This is a genomic window from Novosphingobium sp. PhB55 (assembly GCF_004368805.1).
Classification (GTDB): domain Bacteria; phylum Pseudomonadota; class Alphaproteobacteria; order Sphingomonadales; family Sphingomonadaceae; genus Novosphingobium.
Genome location: NZ_SODQ01000006.1, coordinates 321,330 through 339,319, shown reverse-complemented (window position 1 = coordinate 339,319; position 17,990 = coordinate 321,330). Strand labels below are relative to the sequence as shown.

17 protein-coding genes are annotated in these 17,990 nt (G+C 65.7%); 10 read left to right on the top strand and 7 right to left on the bottom strand.

Going from position 1 to position 17,990, the window contains the following annotated elements; translation table 11 throughout:
* The first annotated feature begins 132 nt into the window (after nt 1–132).
* On the top strand, nt 133–735 hold the full coding sequence (locus EDF57_RS16845; RefSeq protein WP_132261797.1) for a superoxide dismutase: 603 nt from the start codon (nt 133–135) through the stop codon (nt 733–735).
* A 129-nt stretch (nt 736–864) separates the two neighbouring features.
* The gene (locus tag EDF57_RS16840) at nt 865–1,731 is read left to right on the top strand and encodes an NAD(P)-dependent oxidoreductase (RefSeq protein ID WP_132261798.1); all 867 of its coding nucleotides are present in this window, start codon (nt 865–867) and stop codon (nt 1,729–1,731) included.
* Nucleotides 1,732–1,890: 159 nt separating this feature from the next.
* Here the strand turns inward: EDF57_RS16840 and EDF57_RS16835 are convergent, their stop codons facing one another.
* Entirely contained in the window at nt 1,891–2,544 is a 654-nt protein-coding gene (locus EDF57_RS16835; protein WP_243841115.1) for a sigma-70 family RNA polymerase sigma factor, read from the bottom strand.
* Nucleotides 2,537–2,749 (bottom strand): NepR family anti-sigma factor, encoded by a 213-nt coding sequence (locus tag EDF57_RS16830; RefSeq protein WP_132261800.1) that lies wholly within the window; start codon nt 2,747–2,749, stop codon nt 2,537–2,539. Before EDF57_RS16830 ends, EDF57_RS16835 begins: the two co-directional genes overlap by 8 nt.
* A 271-nt stretch (nt 2,750–3,020) precedes the next feature.
* Here EDF57_RS16830 and EDF57_RS16825 point away from each other — a divergent pair, with 271 nt between their 5' ends.
* A complete protein-coding gene (locus tag EDF57_RS16825; protein WP_134095098.1) occupies nt 3,021–4,682 on the top strand; it encodes a CHASE domain-containing protein in 1,662 nt (553 codons plus the stop codon).
* Nucleotides 4,683–4,777: 95 nt separating this feature from the next.
* A complete protein-coding gene (locus EDF57_RS16820) occupies nt 4,778–5,155 on the top strand; it encodes a PilZ domain-containing protein (RefSeq protein WP_166675300.1) in 378 nt (125 codons plus the stop codon).
* A gap of 146 nt (nt 5,156–5,301) precedes the next feature.
* On the opposite strand, the gene EDF57_RS16815 is transcribed toward EDF57_RS16820, so the two are convergent.
* The gene (locus tag EDF57_RS16815; RefSeq protein ID WP_132261806.1) at nt 5,302–6,096 is read right to left on the bottom strand and encodes a response regulator; all 795 of its coding nucleotides are present in this window, start codon (nt 6,094–6,096) and stop codon (nt 5,302–5,304) included.
* 544 nt (nt 6,097–6,640) lie between these two features.
* Between EDF57_RS16815 and EDF57_RS16810 the strand changes: the two genes are divergently transcribed.
* The 3 genes from EDF57_RS16810 to EDF57_RS16800 all read left to right on the top strand — a co-directional run bounded on the left by EDF57_RS16810 (nt 6,641) and on the right by EDF57_RS16800 (nt 8,303).
* Entirely contained in the window at nt 6,641–7,306 is a 666-nt protein-coding gene (locus tag EDF57_RS16810; RefSeq protein ID WP_243841114.1) for a sigma-70 family RNA polymerase sigma factor, read from the top strand.
* Between the two features lie 108 nt (nt 7,307–7,414).
* Complete coding sequence (locus EDF57_RS16805; RefSeq protein WP_134095096.1) at nt 7,415–7,822, top strand: response regulator; 408 nt, start codon at nt 7,415–7,417, stop codon at nt 7,820–7,822.
* Nucleotides 7,823–7,916: 94 nt separating this feature from the next.
* Nucleotides 7,917–8,303 carry a DUF2501 domain-containing protein gene (locus tag EDF57_RS16800; RefSeq protein WP_165921303.1) on the top strand — a complete coding sequence of 129 codons (387 nt, stop codon included), beginning with the start codon at nt 7,917–7,919 and terminating at the stop codon, nt 8,301–8,303.
* A gap of 94 nt (nt 8,304–8,397) precedes the next feature.
* Here EDF57_RS16800 and EDF57_RS16795 read toward each other — a convergent pair whose 3' ends face one another.
* Both EDF57_RS16795 and EDF57_RS16790 read right to left on the bottom strand, forming a co-directional pair.
* Entirely contained in the window at nt 8,398–8,862 is a 465-nt protein-coding gene (locus EDF57_RS16795) for a pyridoxamine 5'-phosphate oxidase family protein (protein WP_134095094.1), read from the bottom strand.
* 120 nt (nt 8,863–8,982) lie between these two features.
* Nucleotides 8,983–9,465 carry a hemerythrin domain-containing protein gene (locus EDF57_RS16790; protein ID WP_134095093.1) on the bottom strand — a complete coding sequence of 161 codons (483 nt, stop codon included), beginning with the start codon at nt 9,463–9,465 and terminating at the stop codon, nt 8,983–8,985.
* A gap of 180 nt (nt 9,466–9,645) precedes the next feature.
* On the opposite strand from EDF57_RS16790, the gene EDF57_RS16785 reads away from it, so the two are divergent.
* A complete protein-coding gene (locus tag EDF57_RS16785; protein WP_134095092.1) occupies nt 9,646–10,653 on the top strand; it encodes a DNA topoisomerase IB in 1,008 nt (335 codons plus the stop codon).
* Between the two features lie 54 nt (nt 10,654–10,707).
* On the opposite strand, the gene EDF57_RS16780 is transcribed toward EDF57_RS16785, so the two are convergent.
* Both EDF57_RS16780 and EDF57_RS16775 read right to left on the bottom strand, forming a co-directional pair.
* Complete coding sequence (locus EDF57_RS16780; protein ID WP_134095091.1) at nt 10,708–13,269, bottom strand: HWE histidine kinase domain-containing protein; 2,562 nt, start codon at nt 13,267–13,269, stop codon at nt 10,708–10,710.
* Entirely contained in the window at nt 13,262–13,918 is a 657-nt protein-coding gene (locus EDF57_RS16775) for a biliverdin-producing heme oxygenase (RefSeq protein ID WP_134095090.1), read from the bottom strand. The genes EDF57_RS16780 and EDF57_RS16775 overlap by 8 nt, the downstream gene beginning before the upstream one ends.
* A gap of 345 nt (nt 13,919–14,263) precedes the next feature.
* On the opposite strand from EDF57_RS16775, the gene EDF57_RS16770 reads away from it, so the two are divergent.
* Both EDF57_RS16770 and EDF57_RS16765 read left to right on the top strand, forming a co-directional pair.
* Nucleotides 14,264–15,019: a Crp/Fnr family transcriptional regulator gene (locus EDF57_RS16770; RefSeq protein ID WP_243654009.1), complete on the top strand. Its 756-nt coding sequence runs from the start codon at nt 14,264–14,266 to the stop codon at nt 15,017–15,019.
* 209 nt (nt 15,020–15,228) lie between these two features.
* Nucleotides 15,229–17,697 carry a PhoX family phosphatase gene (locus EDF57_RS16765; protein WP_134095089.1) on the top strand — a complete coding sequence of 823 codons (2,469 nt, stop codon included), beginning with the start codon at nt 15,229–15,231 and terminating at the stop codon, nt 17,695–17,697.
* The last annotated feature ends 293 nt before the right edge of the window (nt 17,698–17,990 follow it).

Sequence of the window (17,990 nt, the reverse complement as noted above, 5' to 3'; positions counted from 1 at the left end):
ATGCTTGAATTGTCGGGCAAGAGGGCAGACATAGCCCCCGAAAGTTCGACGTCCCATATGACGTGCCGTCCAACCCTGCCAAGGTGGGCGTGCAGGTCCAAGCCTTTGACAACCTGAAACAGGAAGACAGCCATGACCATTCAGCTGATGCCGCTGCCCTACGCGCAGGACGCGCTCGAACCGCATATCTCGGCCAAGACGCTCGAAATTCACCACGGCGCTCACCACAAGACGTACGTCGACAAGCTGAACGCTGCCGTCGAAGGCACGGACAACGCCGACAAGTCGGTCGAGGAAATCGCCAAGCTTGCCTCGGGCCCGCTGTTCAACAATGCCGCCCAGACCTGGAACCACGGTTTCTACTGGCACTCGCTGAGCCCGGAAAAGACCGCGCCGAGCGAAAGCCTGCTGGCCGCGATCACCAACGACTTCGGTTCGCTGGACGCGCTGCTCGAAGCGCTCTCGAACGAAGCCGTCAATCACTTCGCTTCGGGCTGGGCATGGCTCGTCGTGGACGGTGGCAAGCTCAAGGTCATCTCGACCCATGACGCGGGCACCCCGATCACCACCGACGTCAACCCGCTCATCACCATCGATGTCTGGGAGCACGCCTACTACATCGACCAGATGAACAAGCGTCCGGCCTACGTGAAGACGGTTCTGGAGAACCTCATCAACTGGAAGTTCGCGTCGGACAACTTCGACCGCGGCACGGCCTGGACCTATCCGGCCTGATTTCTCGCTCCGCGCAGCGTGCGCGGGGTGACATGACATGCTGAAACGGGCCGGGTCGCCGCTGAAAGGCGCGATCCGGCCCGCAGCATGTCCGGCACACCTGTTTCCTCCTTTTTTCGGGAATTGAATATGGACATCGGCTTCATCGGTCTGGGCGCGATGGGCAGCGCCATGGCGCGCAACCTGGCGGCGGCAGGGCACCGGGTGCGGGCGTGGAATCGTTCGGGCGGCGCGGTGGAAGGCGTCGAGATGGTTGCCACCCCGGCAGAGGCCTTCACCGGCGACGCGGTGCTGACCATGCTCTCCGAGGACGGGGCCATCCGGCAGGTCCTGCTGGACAGCGGTGTGCTGGATGCTGCGCCGAAAAGCGTCATCCATCTCGTGTGCTCCACGATCTCGGTCGCTTTCGCGCGCGAACTGGTGGAGCGACATGCGGCGGCGGGCGTGGGCTATCTTTCGGCGCCGGTGCTCGGCCGTCCCGATGTGGCGGCGGCCGGCCAGCTCAACGTGATCCTCGGCGGTCCCGCCGAACATGGCGCGCGGCTGGAGCCGGTCTTCGCGGCGATCGCCGGCAAGGTCTGGGACATGGGCGAGGACGCCACGGTGGCCAATGCCGCCAAGATCGCCTGCAACATGATGATTACCATGGCGATCGAGGGCATGGCCGAAGCCGTCGTGCTGACCGAAGGCAAGGGCCTCCCGCGCGAGAAGTTCTTCGAGCTGATCCTGGGCACCCTGTTCGGCAGCCGGGTCTATCAGAACTATTCGGGTATCATTTCCGCGCGCGAATACGAACCGGGCTTCAAGGCCGTACTCGGCCTCAAGGACCTTCGCCTGGCGCGTGAATTGGCGGCGGAAACGGCTCCGGGCACGCAAGGCAGTCTGCCGATGCTCGATGCCGTGCACGCGCGCATGGGGGAAGCCATTGCGGCCGGCCATGCGGACCGGGATTGGGCCGTCATGGCCGAACACACCATCGACACTGCGCGGGGCTGAGGCTTCCGGCGAGACTGCACCGCGAGGGAGAGCGATTGGCCCCCTCGCGGCTGCCGAGCCAGATCATCGCGGTGGACGTTCAACGGAACACTCGCGGCCAGCGAGCCCCAGGAACGGCAGGGGTGGGAGCAATCTCGGCCAGTCCGGCCGATGGGGCCGTCAGCCCTTGCGGCGCTCGCCCACTTCGAGCAGGTCTGCCTCGCCATCCAGCATGCGGGCCAGGTCGGCGCGGGCGCGGGCGACGCGGCTTTTCATCGTGCCGATGGGGCAGCAGGCGATCTGGGCCGCTTCCTCGTAGCTGAACCCCGAGGCGCCGACCAGCAGCACGGCCTCGCGCCGCTCGGGCGCCAGCTTCTGCAGGGCTGTCTCCATGTCGCCGAGATGCAGCGGGCCTTCCTGATCGGCCTCCATCACCAGCATCCGCTCTACCGCGCCTTCGTCGAGGTCGGTCTGGCGCTTGCTCTTGCGCAGTTCGGATAAGTAGTGGTTGCGCAGGATCGCGAAAGTCCAGGCGCGCATGTTGGTGCCTGCCGTGTAGCGGTCGCGCGCGGTCCAGGCCTTGATCGCGGCCTCCTGCACGAGGTCGTCCGCGAAATCCGGACGGCCGGACAAGCCGCGGGCGAAGGCGCGCAAATGCGGCAGCACGGTCAGGAGTTCGCGGCGGAACTCATCGTCCTCGGGCCGGGGAATGCTGGGATCGACGCGCGTTGCCGCGGGTTCCTTCGCGGTGCTCGTCGGTTCGGGCGGGGTGGAGGACTGGGGTGGGCTTTCGGCGCCTGACCGGCCGGGCAAGGAAGCCTTGGCGTCAGGCATCGTCCGCCCCGTCCAGCTTCTTGAGAAGATCCTTGAAGCTGTCCGGAAGCGGTTCGTCCACCACGGAGTTGTAAAGCTTCCTCAACCCTCCGGCCCAGCCCGGCTCGCCGTCCTTGCGGACTTCCGGCGGTAGCCCAGGCGTTGCCGTATCACCCCCTCCAGGGGCGACGCGGCGGTCGGCGCCATGTCCTTCGGATTGATTCAACTTTGACTCCATCGCAACCTGAACACTTGCTTGCTGGCGGGGAGCGGGTCAAGAGTCATGCTGCAACCGCGTTGCAACGCCGTCGATGGCACACCTGATCGCTGTCCTATCGCCGGCAAGGCAACCGAACGTCGTTTTCGTTGGAACAATCGAGGCCTGTCTTGGTTCCCTCTGCTATGAAGTCTTGTCCTGGGCTGGCTTGCGAATGGTCCGGAGCATGGCAATGCTCTTGAGAAGTGATTCGGCTCGGCTGAAATGGCGTGGATTTCCGGTGATTGACCAAGCCCTGCTGGACAGGGTTCAGAAACAGGCGTGGTTCCACAAGTACCCGCGCGGCTGGCCGTTCCTGCTGTTCGTGATCGCCTCGATCACCACGGCGGTTTCGGTCATGGCCATCGAGCGGGCCGATCGCCAGACGCGGCAGGTCGAACTTGACCGCAATCTTACCGAGATCGCTTCGGCGTTGCAGCGCCGCGCCACGGAAAACATTGCGTTGCTGCGCGCCGGGGCGGCGCTCTTCGCGACTCAGGAAAACGTCAGCGCCGATCAGTTCCGCTCTTTCGCGGAGGATCTGCAGGGCAAGGGCGATCTCTACGGCTCGCTGGGCATGGGCTGGGCGCCGCTGGTGCCGGCCGACCGCCTTTCGAACCTGGAGCTGTCGATCCAGGGCAGTGACCGACCGGATTTCCTGGTCTATCCCCGTCCCGACGTTTCGCGGCGCAATCTGGCGCCGATCGTCTATCTCGAACCCGACGACGGCACGAACCGTGCCGCGCTGGGGTACGACATGCTGTCGGAAGACGTTCGCCGCGCAGCGATGGAGCGGGCGATCAAGCTCGGCAAGCCGGTTGCCTCGGGCAAAGTCCACCTGGTCCAGGACGTCAGCGACAGAAAACAGACGCCGGGCTTCCTCATCTACATGCCCGTCATCGCGCCGCGCTCCGGCGGGCAGGTGAAGGGCTTCGTGTTCAGCCCGTTCCGCGCCGAGACTTTCCTGGAATCCGCCAGCGAACTCTACCGCAACAACAATATCGACCTCGGCGTCTATGACGGCGCGGTGGAGCCGGAAAAGCTCCTGGCTGAACGGCGCACCGAGGGTTCCTCGGGGCCGCAGATGGAGCGCCGGATCGATCTCGGCAGCCATACCTGGGTGGTCGTCATCAGCGATCGCAAGAGCGGCGTGCTGTCGACCGCCTCGCGCATCACCCTGTTCTTCGGCGCGCTGGCCTCGCTGATGGTCATGGCGATCGGCCGGCTGATCACGCGGCGTGCGGCGGAAGACCGCATGGTGCTGGAATGGCTGCAGAGCCAGGCCGCGATCCGCAATTCGCTGACGCGCGAGCTTAACCACCGCGTCAAGAATACCCTTGCCAACGTGCTGTCGATCGCCGCGCTCACCCGGCGGCGGGCCTCGGACATCGACGATTTCACCGAGAGCCTCACCGCCCGCATCCGGGCGCTTTCGGCCACGCACGACTTGCTCTCGCAGTCCGACTGGACTCACGCGATCCTGGGCGACGTCGTCCGCTCCGAACTGGCGCCCTACATGGAGGGCAATGAAAGCCACGTCGAGCTGTCCGGCCCGGAGATCCGCCTGGCCCCCAACGACGCGATGTCGCTGGGCCTGGCCATTCACGAGCTGGCGACCAATGCCGCCAAGTATGGCGCGCTCAGCAGCAGCGGCGGGCGTATTCACGTCAACTGGGTGCTGGTCAGCCCGGATCTGGCCGAACTCGATTGGCGCGAGGAGGGCGGTCCGCCCGTGCGCGAACCCGTCAAGCGCGGGTTCGGCCGCGACTTGATCGAGAAGATCGTCGCGCATGAACTCAAGTCCGAAGTGGATCTTCGCTTCAAGCCGGAAGGCGTCGAATGCCGCCTCAAGGTGCCGGTGCGCGCCAGCCGCGAATTCGCGCTGAGGACCGACCGCAAATAGCGCGCGCCGGTACTCCATGTCGTCTTTCGGGATTTTCACCAAAACTTAGGTGAATGCCGGTTAGGATGAACAATCGTTCATCCAGGAGGTGGGACATGGACGCGCGTAGCTGGGATCGACACATCGTCGAAAAGAAGATCGAATGCCGGGACGGGGAAACGGTGGGGAGCGCTTTCCTCTACGACCTGTCGGCCGGTGGCTGCATGCTGGAATTTCCGAAGGACGGACCCAGCAGGGGAACGCGGCTGGAGCTGGATCTCTGCCGCGACCAGCTCGTGCCGGGGGAAGTCGTCTGGCAAGTGGGGGGATGCGCCGGGGTGCGGTTCCTGGCGCCGATCCACGAGGCCGTCGTGCGCCATCTCGGTTTCCAGCCGCCGCCGCTCTCGTTCGACGAGCAGACCCCGCGCGACCGTTTCGGCCGGACTTTGCCGCCGCTGGACGCAGGGGAGCGCAGAAGCGCGCCTCGGGTGTGACGAGCGGATAACTGGCCGGGGCGGGGGGACGACTGCCTTTCACCCGAGCCGGTATGTTCCATGCGTCGAGCCCGTATCAGGGGCCTGAACGCGTCAGCGCCGCGCCGGCCGCTGGGCCGGGCGCGACGCCGAAGTCTGGAACAGGTTCAGCCGAGCGGCTTGCTGGAACCGAAGAACAGCGCCTGGCTGATCGCCGCGCGCACGGTCGCTTCCTGGAAGGGCTTGGTGACGAGGTAAGTCGGCTCCGGACGCTCGCCGGTGAGCAGGCGTTCGGGATAGGCGGTGATGAAGATCACCGGTACGTCGCCGAACTTGAGCAGGTCTTCCACCGCTTCGATGCCCGAGCTGCCATCGGCCAACTGGATATCGGCCAGCACCAGTCCGGCAGGCGAGCGTTCGAAGATGTCGAGCGCCTGGGCATGGGTGGCGGCAGTCCCGACCACGCGGTGGCCCAGTTCGCTGACGAGGCCTTCGAGCTGCATGGAGATCAGCGGCTCGTCCTCGATGATGAGAACGTCGGTGGTGCTTTCGCTCTCGATCTCGAGGATCGCCTGGGCAACGAGGGCATCGACCTCTTCGGGCGAAACCGCAAGAATGCGGGCCGTATCCTCGCGCGAGAATTCTTCCACCGTGGTCAGCAGCAGGGCCTGGCGATGGGTGGGCGCAATCGTGGCGAGGCGGGTCTGCGCCGCCTGTTCGTGCTGGCCGCTCTCGCCCGAAAGGCCGGGTTCCTCGACATGGCCGGTCGCCCAGATGCGGGTAAAGGCGGCGTAGAGCGCGGCGCGGCTGCGGGCGATATCCTCGCGCAGCAGCTTGTCGGCCAGGGCCGCTTCCAGAGTGGCGCGAACGTAAGTATCGCCCGACTGCTGCGAGCCGGTCAGCGCGCGTGCGTAACGGCGCAGATAGGGCAGCTGCATGGCGATCTGATCAGAGACGGACATTGAAATTCCTCGGATCGTGGGAAGTCATCTTCCTGTGTTCTTCATCGTATCGGTGGCCCGCGCCCCTCCCGACCAGTCATCGATTTCTGACGCCGCAAGGGGTGCAGGGCAACCTCAAAATTTTTCTCCAAAAGCCAGCATTCGCGGGAACCAAGTCGAGGGTCGCTCGTTTGCTCGGTATCACCACTGGCTCCCCCACCCCCCGCAAACCGGTGGTGACCCGATCCCGGAGGCCTTCGTTCACTTTCGAGTGGACGGAGGCCTCAAAGTTTACGGGCCGGCGATGTTCCCAAGATGAACGAAAAAAATTGCACTGGCTGCCGTGGATTTGACCTGCGGTTGCGAGTTGCCGAGCCTGGACCATCGAGGCTGCCAACTCGCGGGTTTCACTGAAGATCGCGCATCCGGCTCGTTCTGTCTTGTATCGAACGTAGAAAACCGTCGCTGCTGCGTGTCTGCGGAACTCTTCGGGAACTTTGTGTGCATTAGTCGCGTTTGCCAATTCGACGGACCATGAAACGTGGTCAGCCAAGGAGGGAACGCAATGTCCGCAGCAACCGAAACCAGCGCCGGCACCGAAGCAGTGAAGGCCGTGGCCGTGCCAGTGGCAGCCCTCAGCGACCGGGATTTCAAGCGCGCGCTTGCCGAAGTGGCGCCGCATCTTCGTGCATTCGCCCGCGGCCTCTGCGGCTGCCGCGATCGTGCCGACGATCTCGCCCAGGAAGCCATGCTGCGCGCATGGGCCGCACGCGAGCGTTATGCAGCGGGCACCAACTTCAAGGCCTGGACCTTCACGATCCTGCGCAACCACTTCTATAGCGAAGCCCGCCGCGCCCGCTTTCACGGTGAGTACGACGAACTGGCGGCGGAACGCATCCTGCGCGCCGAAGCCAGCCAGGAGAGCGCTGTCGAACTGGCGGACGTGCTTCGTGCACTCACCGCCATTCCGGAAACTTATCGCGAGGCCCTGATCCTCGTGGCTGCCGGCAATCTTTCCTACGAGGAAATCGCGCGTATCTGCGGCATTGCCCTGGGTACCGTGAAGAGCCGCATCTGCCGCGCCCGCGCGATGCTGTCGAAGGTGATCGAATCGGGCCAGCTTCCCGATTTCCGCCACAACTTCGTCCTCACCGGCGAAGCAATCGACGCCTTCTTCGCCGAACTGGTGAAGATCGCCAACGTGGACGAACGGGATGCCATCGCAGCCTGACGCCGCAGTGGCCCCCCGGTCGCTTACAACTCGCTTGCTTTCGAGGCCCTCGCTTTCAAGGCCCTCGCTTTCAAGGCCTGAGTCTTTGGGAACAGTGTCTTGGGCGCGATGATACAGGCAGCCGCCAAGATCCTCATCGTGGAAGATGAGTTTCTGGTGGCGCTACAACTCGAAGACATCCTTTCGGACGGCGGCCACGCCGTCCTGGGCACTTTCCCCGATGCCGCCTCCGTGGCGGCATTCGGGGAAGCCCCGGATGTTGCGCTGGTCGATCTCAACTTGCGCGACGGGCTCACCGGCCCGGCCGTGGCGCGCGATCTCGCCCTGCGCTTCGGCGCCCGCGTGATCTACGTCACCGCCAATCCCGGCCAGATCGACAAGCCGGCCCAGACCGCTGTGGGCATCGTCCAGAAGCCGTTTTCTCGGCAGGCGATTCTCTCCGCTATCGCTTACGCGATGGAAGACTGCCCGGACCACGCGCGTCCCGCCGAACTGGAACCGCTGCTTCGCGCCTGATGGGGCTGCTTCCCGCCTGACGGCGGCGATAGTGTATGGTATGGCCGCAAGGCGCGGGACCGTTCGGTCCCAGGCCTTTTGCAGGGAGCCGACCATGACGCTTCGCCGCTACACTTTCCCCCTTATCGCACTCGCCGTGCTGACCGGCACTGCGCAGGCGCAAATCCCCAGCCAGATCAATCCTGGCGCCATCGGCAGCTCGGCCTTGCCCGATGTCGCTTCCACTGGCGCAGGCAATGCCGCGGGCGTGCTGAGCTATTGCATGAAGCAGAAGCTGGTGGATTCGGTGGAGGGCAATTCCGTCTTCGGCCAGCTTTCCAAGAAGCCGGAGGTCTCCCAGCAATCGGATGACTACCAGTCCGGCACTTCGGGCAACCTCATCAGCGCGGGCAAGGCGCCCTATTCTCTGGACAAGGCGCCCAAGTCCGTCCGCAAGACCGTGTGCAACATGGTGCTCAAGCAGTCCCGATCCTTCCTCTGACGCCCTGACCCTTACGGCCGGACACGAGAAGGGGCGCGAAGGGGCTGGCCTTCGCGCCCCCCGGGAGCACTCGGTCCCGCGATCGACGAGGGATTCAGACCGCGCCTACCTCGTGCTCGCCAGCCTTTGACGGATCGATCGTGCCGCCGGTCGCCAGCTTGAACAGGCCGGTGATCCCGACGTCCGAAGTCCAGACTTCGGCATCGTCGACCTCGAAACGCAGCATGACGATGGAGGGATCGTCCTTGCCGTTGGGGAACCATGCCTCCACGGCATTGCTCCAATGCTTGTCGCGCACGGCGCGGTCGGTTTCCTCGACCAGTGTGCCGGAAACGCAGGCGAATACATCGTGGCCCTTGGTCATGACCTGGCCCATGGCGCGGCCACCGGCGCCGATGCGGTTGTCCCGCTTGCAGAAGAACCACACGGCGTGGTGCGCTTCCTTGTCGAGCAGGGCGGTCATCGGCTCGGCATGGCCATGTGCGGCATCGAGCTTGATCATCATGAACGGGCTGGCGGCGAAGGCTTTCCAGAACCTCTCGCGGACGTGGCTTTCCATGGCAGGTCTCCTCCTGGTTGTTAACGAAGCAACGCCGCCAAAGCCCCGGATGTTCCCGTACCGCATGGCGCGTTCGGCGCGTTCGCAAACGCACCGAACGGCGTGGCGGGGCAGGGCCGGCTATTCGCGCTCATCGCCCGGCTTCTGTTCCGCCGCCAGCTGGAGTTCCTTGGGTTTGCGGCTTTCGAAAGTCTTCGCCATCGTCCGTTCGGCTTCGGCCGAAAGTGTCTTCGCGGCCGAGGGGAACATCTCTTCCTCTTCCTCGTCGATGTGATGCAGGTAGCGGTGGCGCATGTCCTTGAACTTCATGAGCCAGGCGCTGGAACTCATGTCGATGTCCAGCAGCTCGCCCAGGAAATCGTCGATCTCCTTGTGCTCCGAAACGGAGTGGCGCGCCTCGTCGCGAAGGTCGGGGCAGGCCAGCATCGTCGCATAGAGGGACTCCTCCTCGGCGGCGGCATGGGCCTGGAGTTCCTGGCGCAGCGCTTCGAACAGTTCGCGGCGTTCGGGGCTGTCGCCCTGGGTGTCGCCCAGACGGGCCAGCATGTCGCGGTGGCGGTCGTGGTCCGCCTTGAGATCCTTGAAAATACGGGCATCGGCCATGGTGTCGCTCCTTCCTGGGGCAATTCGTGTTGCCGAAGGAACGGGCGCCCCCGCGTTGCGGTTCCGCAGCGCCTACCGGTGGCCGACAACCTCGCGCCATATCGTGCGTTTTCCTGGTGGAGATGCCCGCAGGCCGAAACGCCCCGAGGCTGACCGATATCGCGACCACAGGATAGATCGATGCCCCGTCTGACATTTGCCGAAGAAACGGAGCCCGGCATCAGCCGCAAGCCGGTGAAGGGCGGCAAGATCGTCAGATGGGCCTATTTCGACCCCGATGGAGACCGCATCAAGGACCGGGACGAGATCGACCGGCTCAATCGCATCGCCCTGCCGCCCGCTTATGTCGACTGCTGGTTCTCCGCCGATCCCGAGGCGCATCTCCTGGCGACCGGCTTCGATGCGCGGGGGCGCAAGCAATATCGCTACCATCCCGAGTGGCGCGCCGACCGCGACGCGCGCAAGTTCGACCGCTGCGCCGCTTTCGGCGAGGCGCTGCCCGGCCTGCGCCAGCGCGTGGCCGAGGATCTCGCCCTGTCGCGCCTCTGCCGGGAGCGGGCGATCGCCTCGGTCGTGGCCTTGCTGGACAGTGCGGCGATCCGCATCGGCAACGAGCGCTATGCCGAACAGAACCGCAGTTTCGGCGCGACGACGCTGCGGGGTCGGCACGCGACGGTGAAAGGACGCACGCTGAAGCTGCGGTTCCGCGCCAAGCACGGCAAGCTGCGCGAGGTCATGTCCAGCGACCGCGCGGTGGTGGCCTGCGTGCGCAAGATGCAGGACCTGCCGGGGCAGCATCTGTTCCAGTATCTCGATGAGGAGGGCTGCGCTTGTCCCGTGGGTTCGCAGGATGTGAACGATTACCTGCACGAAACCATGGGCGATGACTTTTCGGCCAAGGATTTCCGCACGTTCGCTGCCAGTGCCCTGGCCTTTGCGCGGATCTGGCAGGAGCCGGACGTGACACTCAAGGGCCTGCTGGAGGACGTGGCGGAGCATCTCGGCAATACGCCGGCGATCGCCCGCAAGTCCTACGTCCATCCAGCGCTGATCGCTTTCGTGCGCGCAAGCGATCCGGTGCCGAAGCTGCCCGCCGAACTCCCGCGCCGAACCCGGTGGCTCGCGCGCGAGGAACGGGGATTGATGGCCTTTCTCGAAGCCGCGCCGCCGGCGGCAAGCTGGGGTTAGTGCCCGAGAAGGTCAGGTCTGGAGAGCCAGGACAAGCGCCTTGGCCCGATCCCCTTACCCTTCGTGCAGCCGCGCGATGGCCGCGCGCACTTCGCGTTCGCCGTAAGGCTTGGTGACCACGGGCACGCCCTTGAACAGGCCTGACATCAGCGATCGCTCGCCATAGCCGCTGGCGAAGATGAAGGGCACGCCGCGCTCCGCAAGCGCCTGCGCCACCGGCTCGCTGGTTTCCCGGCCGAGATTGACGTCGAGCATGGCGAAGGAGACTTCCCCGGTCTCGATCAGCGCCATCGCCGGCTGGATCGAACCGGCCACGCGGCAGTCCTGGAAGCCTATGTCGCGCAGCAGGTCCTCCGCTTCCATGGCGATGATGATGTTGTCTTCCACCACCAGGGCGATGCCGTTCTGGAGCGCGCCGGTGAGGTCCGCGCCGTCCGCAGGTGCGGGGGCGGGGCGCAGTTCGGATGGGCTGGGCGTCTCGAAGCTGGCGACATGGTCCGCGGGCAGGAGGAACAGCGCCTTCATCCCCTCCCTTGGGTAGATCACCGAGGCGGATCCGCCCAGTTCGTGCGGGATAGTGCGCTCGATGATGGTGGAGCCGAAGCCGCGCCGGGTGGGCGTGGCGACGGGCGGACCACCGGCTTCGCGCCAGTCGATCTCCAGCGAGCCGTCGTCGCCGCGGTCGAGCGTGACCGTCACGGTCCCGCGCGGATCCGACAGGGCGCCGTACTTGCACGAATTGGTCATCAGCTCATGGAACACCAGCGCCAGCGTCGTGAAGGCGCTGGGTGCGACCAGCGCGTCGGGGCCGTCGATCACCACGCGGGCGGCGCTGTTGCTGGCATAAGCGGCGGTCTCGGTACGAATGAGGTCGTAGATCGAGGACGGCGTCCAGTCCTTCTGCGTCACCTGGTCGTGCGCGCGGGCGAGGGCGTGGATGCGGCTGCCGACGATATCGGCGAATTCGTCGATCGTCGCGGCTCCCTCCTTGCTCTGCGCCACCAGGCCGCGGATCAGGTTGAGGATATTGCGCACGCGGTGGTTCAGCTCCGCGATCAGCATGTCCTGCTGGCGGGTGGCCTGCTCACGCTCGACATGGGCGGCATCGGACAGACGCAGCACGACTTCGAGCAGGGTGATGCGCAAGGCTTCGGCGGCGAGAACCTCTTCCTCGGCCCAGGGCAGGGAGAAGCCGCGGCGTTCCTCCTTCCAGATCTCGAAGCTCTTGCGCGGCGTCAGGCGCGCGCCGCTGGGGCCAAGCTCGACCGCCTTTTCCGGGTTTCCGGCCCATTTGACCTCGCGTACCTGCTCCTGGCGGAACAGGACGATGTAGTCGCGCGGGGAGCGACTGACCGGCAGCGCCAGCAGGCCCGCGGCCTTGTCCAGCCATTCGCGGGCAGGCTCGAAGACCGCGCCGATGGAATCGGTGGACCAGATCGTGCTGGCGCCGGCGGTGTTGAGGAAGCGGGCGAGTTCGGCGAACTGCTGCTCGCCGGGCGCGGCGCCGTGGCTCATGAAGCGTCCGTCTACCCAGCCGATCGCGCCGTCGAAGGGGATTACGCGGCCGATCGATTCCGAGAAGTCCTCGAAAGCCTCCAGCAGCGACCCGCCACCCGCGACCCGCGACATCATCTCGTCGTGAAGCCGCATCGAGGCTGCGCGCTGTTCCAGCGCGAAGTCGGTTTCCTTCTGCTCCAGCAGATAGGCGAAGAACTCGCCGAACAGCTCGCTGGCGGTGCGGACGGAGTAGGACAGACGCAGCGGCGAATAGTGATGGCAGGCCATCAGCCCCCAGAGCTTGCCGCGCCGCATGATCGAAACCGACATCGATGCCTTCACGCCCATGTTGCGCAGGTATTCGATGTGGATCGGCGAAACCGCGCGCAGGCCCGACATGGACAAGTCGAGCGGGTCGCCATTGGGGTCGGTCACCGGATGGATCGCCACGGTGGGATCGTCGATGTCGCTGATGATGCGCAGCAGGTTGCGGGTGTAGAGCCGGCGTGCCTGCGCGGGAATGTCGGACGCGGGGAAGTGCTGGCCTTTGAAGCTGTCGACCATGCCATTCAGGCTTTCGGCGATCACTTCGCCTGCGCCGTCGTTCTCGAAGCGGTAGACCATCACCCGGTCGAACCCCGTCAGCCCGCGCAAGTGGCGGGCGGCGTTGGTGCAGAGCTGCTCGATCGAGGTGGCCTGGCGCAGCCGGTCGATCATCGGGCGCACGTAGCTCACGAAGTCGCGGCGGCGGCCGCCTTCGTGCGGCTCGATCTCCAGCACGTAGGACCGGCCGGAGACATGGATGGCCATGTCGAACAGCCGGCCATCGCCGCGCAGGTCCACCTCGAAGACGCGCTCCACCGCGCTCGCCCCGCCCAGCACCTGCAGGCGCGAGCGGATGTCGTGCATGGCGGCGGGGGACAGGAACTGCATGGCCGGCAGACCGACCAGTTCACGCGGCGCGATGCCGAACAGCTCCGCGCAGTTGAGCGAGACGTGGTTGATGATCCAGTCGCTGGAGAACGACAGGAGCCATCCGAAGCTCTGGATACGGCCGATGACGTGGATCGGTTCGAGATCGCAGGTGGTGAGGTCGACCTGGGGCATGTCGTCAGCCACGAACATCGCCTTCCGGTGCCGGAGCCGCGCCTTGCGCAAGATCGAAGGCCTGCGCGAAAGTGGCGAAGGCACTGCGGGCGGCCGAGACCGCCGCCTGGCCCTCCAGGGTCCCGGCGGGCTGCGCCTTGAGCCAGGGCACCAGCGCTTTCCACAGGCCGTGGCCTGCCTCGTCCTCCATGTAGCGCGAGGGCGTGCCATGCGCGCGGCCCCAATAGCCTTCGCGGCGGATCACCGTCATGCCCAGCCGCGAACCGGCGACGACATAGCAGGTGCCTGCGGCTCCGGCATCGGTGGCTCCGGCATCGGTGGCTTTGACATTAGGGGCTGGCGCACCGCGCGCCGCGTCGTCAGGCGTGGGGAGCGCCGCAAGGCGCGCGGCATCCATGCCCAGTTCGGCAAGGTCGGCCCGCAGCATGGCGGGATAGTCCGGGATGGACTGGCCCAGCACCGTCTCCGCGAAGTGGCGGACGACGGGGAACAGCGGCGCAAGGCCGATGGCATGGGCGGCCAGGAAGCGCGCCTGCTCTTCGCGGCGGCTCAGGTCGAGCGAGCCGAAAGCACTGTCGAGCCCTTCGTGAGCCGGAGCGGTGGCGCCGCGCAGGGCAGCCAGCAGGTCGGCTTCTTGGGCAGTCAGGTCCTCGGTCCGCATCAATTCGTTCGCCTAAAAGGAAATATCTACAAGCACTTGGTTCAGGATACGCGGGCGTTGCCCGGGCGCGCCTGCATACGGGACGTGCTTAAGCACAAGGATGCCCCGACGCGCCAGCATTTGTGCGCCTCGCGCCTTTGCCCCGCCCTTTTGTCCTGGCACATCCCGTCCCAACACCCCGTGCCCCGCGCATCTTGCGAGGCATCACAACTCCGGCGCCGGAGAAATGTTCCTCCGTAACGCTTTAACGGCCCGGCACCCCTGCGTCTGTTCACTTCTGTACGCGGCCCAAGGGAACCGCAAGCGGCCAGCCGCATTACTGGCCTTAAGGCGCGGGAGAATATGGTGAGTTATATCAGGGAGCCGATGAAAATGGCCGTCCAGTCGGGCCACGAGCAGAGCGATCTTCTCGCTGCCCTGAGGCCGGCGGATTTTGCCCTGCTCGAACCCCACCTGGCCGAAGTGCAGATGCGGCCCGGCGAAGTGATCTACCAGCCGGGAGACCCGGTCGATTACTGCTTCCTGCCGCGCGGCGGCGCGATCTGCTCCTATTTCGTCGAACTCGACAGCGGCATCTCGGTGGAGACGATCCTGGTGGGCCGCGAAGGCGCGCTGGGCGGGGTGGTGAGCCACGGCAGCCTGCCGGCATATGCGCGCGCCAACGTGCTTCACGGCGGCCTGTTCTGGCGCATCCCCACGCGCCAGCTCGACGACGTGAAAAGCCGCTCCCCGTCGGTCGCCAGCCTGTTCGCGCGCTATGCAGACTGCGTCATGGCGCAAGTGTTCCAGTCGATCGCCTGCAACGCGGTCCACACCATCGAGGAACGCGCGGCCAAGTGGCTGATCGCCGCGGTGGACCGGATCGGCCGCAACGACGTGACGATGACCCAGGAACAGCTCGCCTCGATGATGGGGATCGGGCGCAGCTATGCCAGCCGCGTGCTCCAGCGCTTCAAGCGCGAGGGGCTGGTACGCACCCGGCGCGGCGGGATCCATGTCGCGGACCGTGAAAGCCTGAGCGAGAAGGCCTGTTCGTGCAACGAGCACGTTGCCGCGCATTTCGAGAAAGTGCTGGGCGGGGTCTACCCGAAAGAGGACTGAGCGCGAAAGAGAATGGCTTGTCCGCCGCGCCGGTGATCCCCCAAGAAATACCGCAATCGCCTCCGTAATCGAGCAAAGTTGCCGGCGTTCTGCTGCAACACGGAGTGATGTCGTGAAATAGACATCGAAGTGACATCGAATTTGCGCTCAATTGCCATGAAGCGCTCTTAGCTACCCCTGTGCGAATGTCACAAGAACAGGGGCACACCATGACTGAAGGGCTTCCCGCCAACGGCTATACCGATGGCGATGTCGATACGAATCCAACTACCGAGCGCTCGCTGGAGAGCATGGCCGCGGAGCGTTATTCGCGCCGCCAGGCCCTGTTCCGCGGTGCCGGCGCCACGACCATGGCCTTCATGGGCACGGCCCTGCTGGCCGCCTGCGGCGATGACGACAACGAAAACACCGTTTCGGTCAGCGCCGGCGCCAATGCCGCGACCAGCGCCGGCCGCGTCGTCACGCTGACCGGCACGCCCGAGAACGGCTTCGGCGGCTTCGCCACCGGCTGGGCCCAGACGTCCGGCACCGCCGTGACCCTCACCGGCACCGGCTCCACCGTCAGCTTCCTCGCCCCGGCCGTGAGCGCCGCCAGCGATCTGGTCTTCACGTTCTCGGCCACCAGCGTGACCGGCGAAGTGCGCACCGCCACCACCACCGTGCGCGTCTCGCCGGCGGTGCTCGGCTTTGCCGCCGTCGCCCATAGCCTGGAAGACAGCGTCAAGGTGCCCTCGGGCTATTCGGTCACCGTGATGACCCGCCTTGGCGACCCGCTCGCCACCGGTGTTTCGGCTTATGCCAACGACGGTTCGGACAGCAACTTCGCCCAGCGCATCGGCGATCACGGCGACGCGCTGCACTTCTTCGGCCTCTCGGCCGCCGGCGGACGCGACGATGCCAGCTCGACCCGCGGCCTCATGGTGCAGAACCACGAGAACCTGAACGTCCAGTACCTCCACCCGAACGGCCCCACGAACGTTTCCACCGGCCCGCGCCCGGCTGCCGAGGCGCTCAAGGAAATCGAGGCCCACGGCGTCTCGGTGTCGGAATATGTCGATGCCGGCAGCCGCAAGTGGTCCTACGTGCCCACCGGCAGCTTCAATCGCCGCATCACCCCGAACACGCCGATGAGCTTCCACGGTCCGGCAGCCGGTTCGGCGATGCTGGTCACGGCTTACTCGACCAATGGGTCGATCGGCCGCGGCACCATCAACAACTGCGCCAACGGCATCACGCCCTGGGCCACCAACCTCACATGTGAGGAAAACTGGGCCGGCTACTTCCGCCGCGACGCAGCGGACGACGCCAAGCGCAGCGTTCGCGAAATGACCGCGCTTGCCCGTTTCGGCGTCACCAGCCGCACCGGCAGCTATGCCTGGTCGTTCGCCGACTCGGCCGACTCGATCTACACCAAGTGGAATGCGACCATCATCGGCGCCAGTGCGGCCGAAGACTATCGCAACGAGCCCAACCAGTACGGCTGGGTGGTCGAGATCGATCCCTACGATCCCAAATCGACCCCGCGCAAGCGCACGGCACTGGGCCGCTGCGGCCATGAAGGCGCCTTCGTTCGCGCCGTCGATGGCCAGAAGCTGGGCGTCTACATGGGCGACGACTCGCGCCGCGAATACCTCTACAAGTTCGTGTCCTCGGCCACTTACGCCGCAGCCGATGCCGCCACGACCAGCCGCCTGGCCATGGGCGACAAGTACCTCGACGCCGGCACGCTCTACGTCGCCAAGTTCAATGCCGACGGTTCCGGCCAGTGGCTGCCCATGGTCTTCGGTTCGGTGCCGAACCGTGCGGCCGTCGGCACGACCCCGGAATATGTCTTCGCCGACCAGGCCGACATTCTCGTCAACACCCGCCTGGCCGCCGACGCGCTCGGCGCCACGCCGATGGACCGTCCGGAATGGACTGCCGGCAACCCGGTGACCGGTGAGATCTACCTTACCCTCACCAACAACAATGCCGCCGGCCGTCCGCTCACCGGCACTGACGCTGCCAACCCGCGACACTACAACGACCCCAAGGGTTCTTCGAACACCGCGCAGTACGGCAACCCCAACGGCCACATCGTCCGCCTGCGCGAAGACGGCGACACCACGGCCGCGCTCACTTTCAAGTGGGACATCTACCTGTTCGGCGCGGATGCCGCCGATGCTGGGGCCAACGTCAACATCTCGGGCCTGACCGCCGACAACGACTTCTCCAGCCCGGACGGTTGCTACTTCTCGCGCGCAACCAATGCGGCAGGCCAGTTCAATCCGGTGCTCTGGATCGAAACGGACGACGGCGCGATGACCGATCGCACCAACTGCATGCTGCTGGCGGCCATTCCCGGCCATGTCGGAGACGGCGGCGCCAAAACGATCACCAACACCGGCTCCACCGGCGCCACCGCTACCCAGGCGACCATCGTTGGCGCGGCAGCGACCGCCGCGAACCTGCGCCGCTTCCTCGTCGGACCGGTCCAGTGCGAGATCACCGGCATCGACATGACGCCGGACGGCCGCACGCTCTTCGTCGGCATCCAGCACCCGGGCGAGGACGGCACCCCGGCCGCACCGTCGAGCCACTGGCCCGACAGCCAGGCGGGCGCGGCGGCTGCCACCGTGCGTCCGCGCTCGGCGATCGTTGCGATCACCAAGGATGACGGAGGCGTTATCGCTCTGTGAGCGATGATGGGGCGTTATCGCTCTGTGAGCGATGATGGGGGCGTTATCGCGCTCTGATCGAAATCCTTTAGCGATCGAGGGGGAGGGGACGCAGCGCGTCTCCTCCTCTTTTCGTTCAGGGGCGCGTCGGTCGTATCGCCCCGGCGTTGCGCCGAGGGGATACTGCCGCTGGAACTGGTGCCCGCGATGGCTTAATGAACAGTCCTGTTGATAACAGGAGAGGCCGCGTGAAAGAGACGGGCAAGCCGCAATATGGCAACGGGCAAGCAAGCACCAGGACCACGCTGACCGCG

Bases quoted from the DNA above. Each gene is read 5' to 3' on its own strand.
- EDF57_RS16845 (WP_132261797.1), top strand. From the start codon at position 133: ATGACCATTCAGCTGATGCCGCTGCCCTACGCGCAGGACGCGCTCGAA.
- EDF57_RS16840 (WP_132261798.1), top strand. From the start codon at position 865: ATGGACATCGGCTTCATCGGTCTGGGCGCGATGGGCAGCGCCATGGCG.
- EDF57_RS16835 (WP_243841115.1), bottom strand. From the start codon at position 2,544: ATGCCTGACGCCAAGGCTTCCTTGCCCGGCCGGTCAGGCGCCGAAAGC.
- EDF57_RS16820 (WP_166675300.1), top strand. From the start codon at position 4,778: ATGGACGCGCGTAGCTGGGATCGACACATCGTCGAAAAGAAGATCGAA.
- EDF57_RS16815 (WP_132261806.1), bottom strand. From the start codon at position 6,096: ATGTCCGTCTCTGATCAGATCGCCATGCAGCTGCCCTATCTGCGCCGT.
- EDF57_RS16810 (WP_243841114.1), top strand. From the start codon at position 6,641: ATGTCCGCAGCAACCGAAACCAGCGCCGGCACCGAAGCAGTGAAGGCC.
- EDF57_RS16805 (WP_134095096.1), top strand. From the start codon at position 7,415: ATGATACAGGCAGCCGCCAAGATCCTCATCGTGGAAGATGAGTTTCTG.
- EDF57_RS16800 (WP_165921303.1), top strand. From the start codon at position 7,917: ATGACGCTTCGCCGCTACACTTTCCCCCTTATCGCACTCGCCGTGCTG.
- EDF57_RS16795 (WP_134095094.1), bottom strand. From the start codon at position 8,862: ATGGAAAGCCACGTCCGCGAGAGGTTCTGGAAAGCCTTCGCCGCCAGC.
- EDF57_RS16790 (WP_134095093.1), bottom strand. From the start codon at position 9,465: ATGGCCGATGCCCGTATTTTCAAGGATCTCAAGGCGGACCACGACCGC.
- EDF57_RS16785 (WP_134095092.1), top strand. From the start codon at position 9,646: ATGCCCCGTCTGACATTTGCCGAAGAAACGGAGCCCGGCATCAGCCGC.
- EDF57_RS16775 (WP_134095090.1), bottom strand. From the start codon at position 13,918: ATGCGGACCGAGGACCTGACTGCCCAAGAAGCCGACCTGCTGGCTGCC.
- EDF57_RS16765 (WP_134095089.1), top strand. From the start codon at position 15,229: ATGACTGAAGGGCTTCCCGCCAACGGCTATACCGATGGCGATGTCGAT.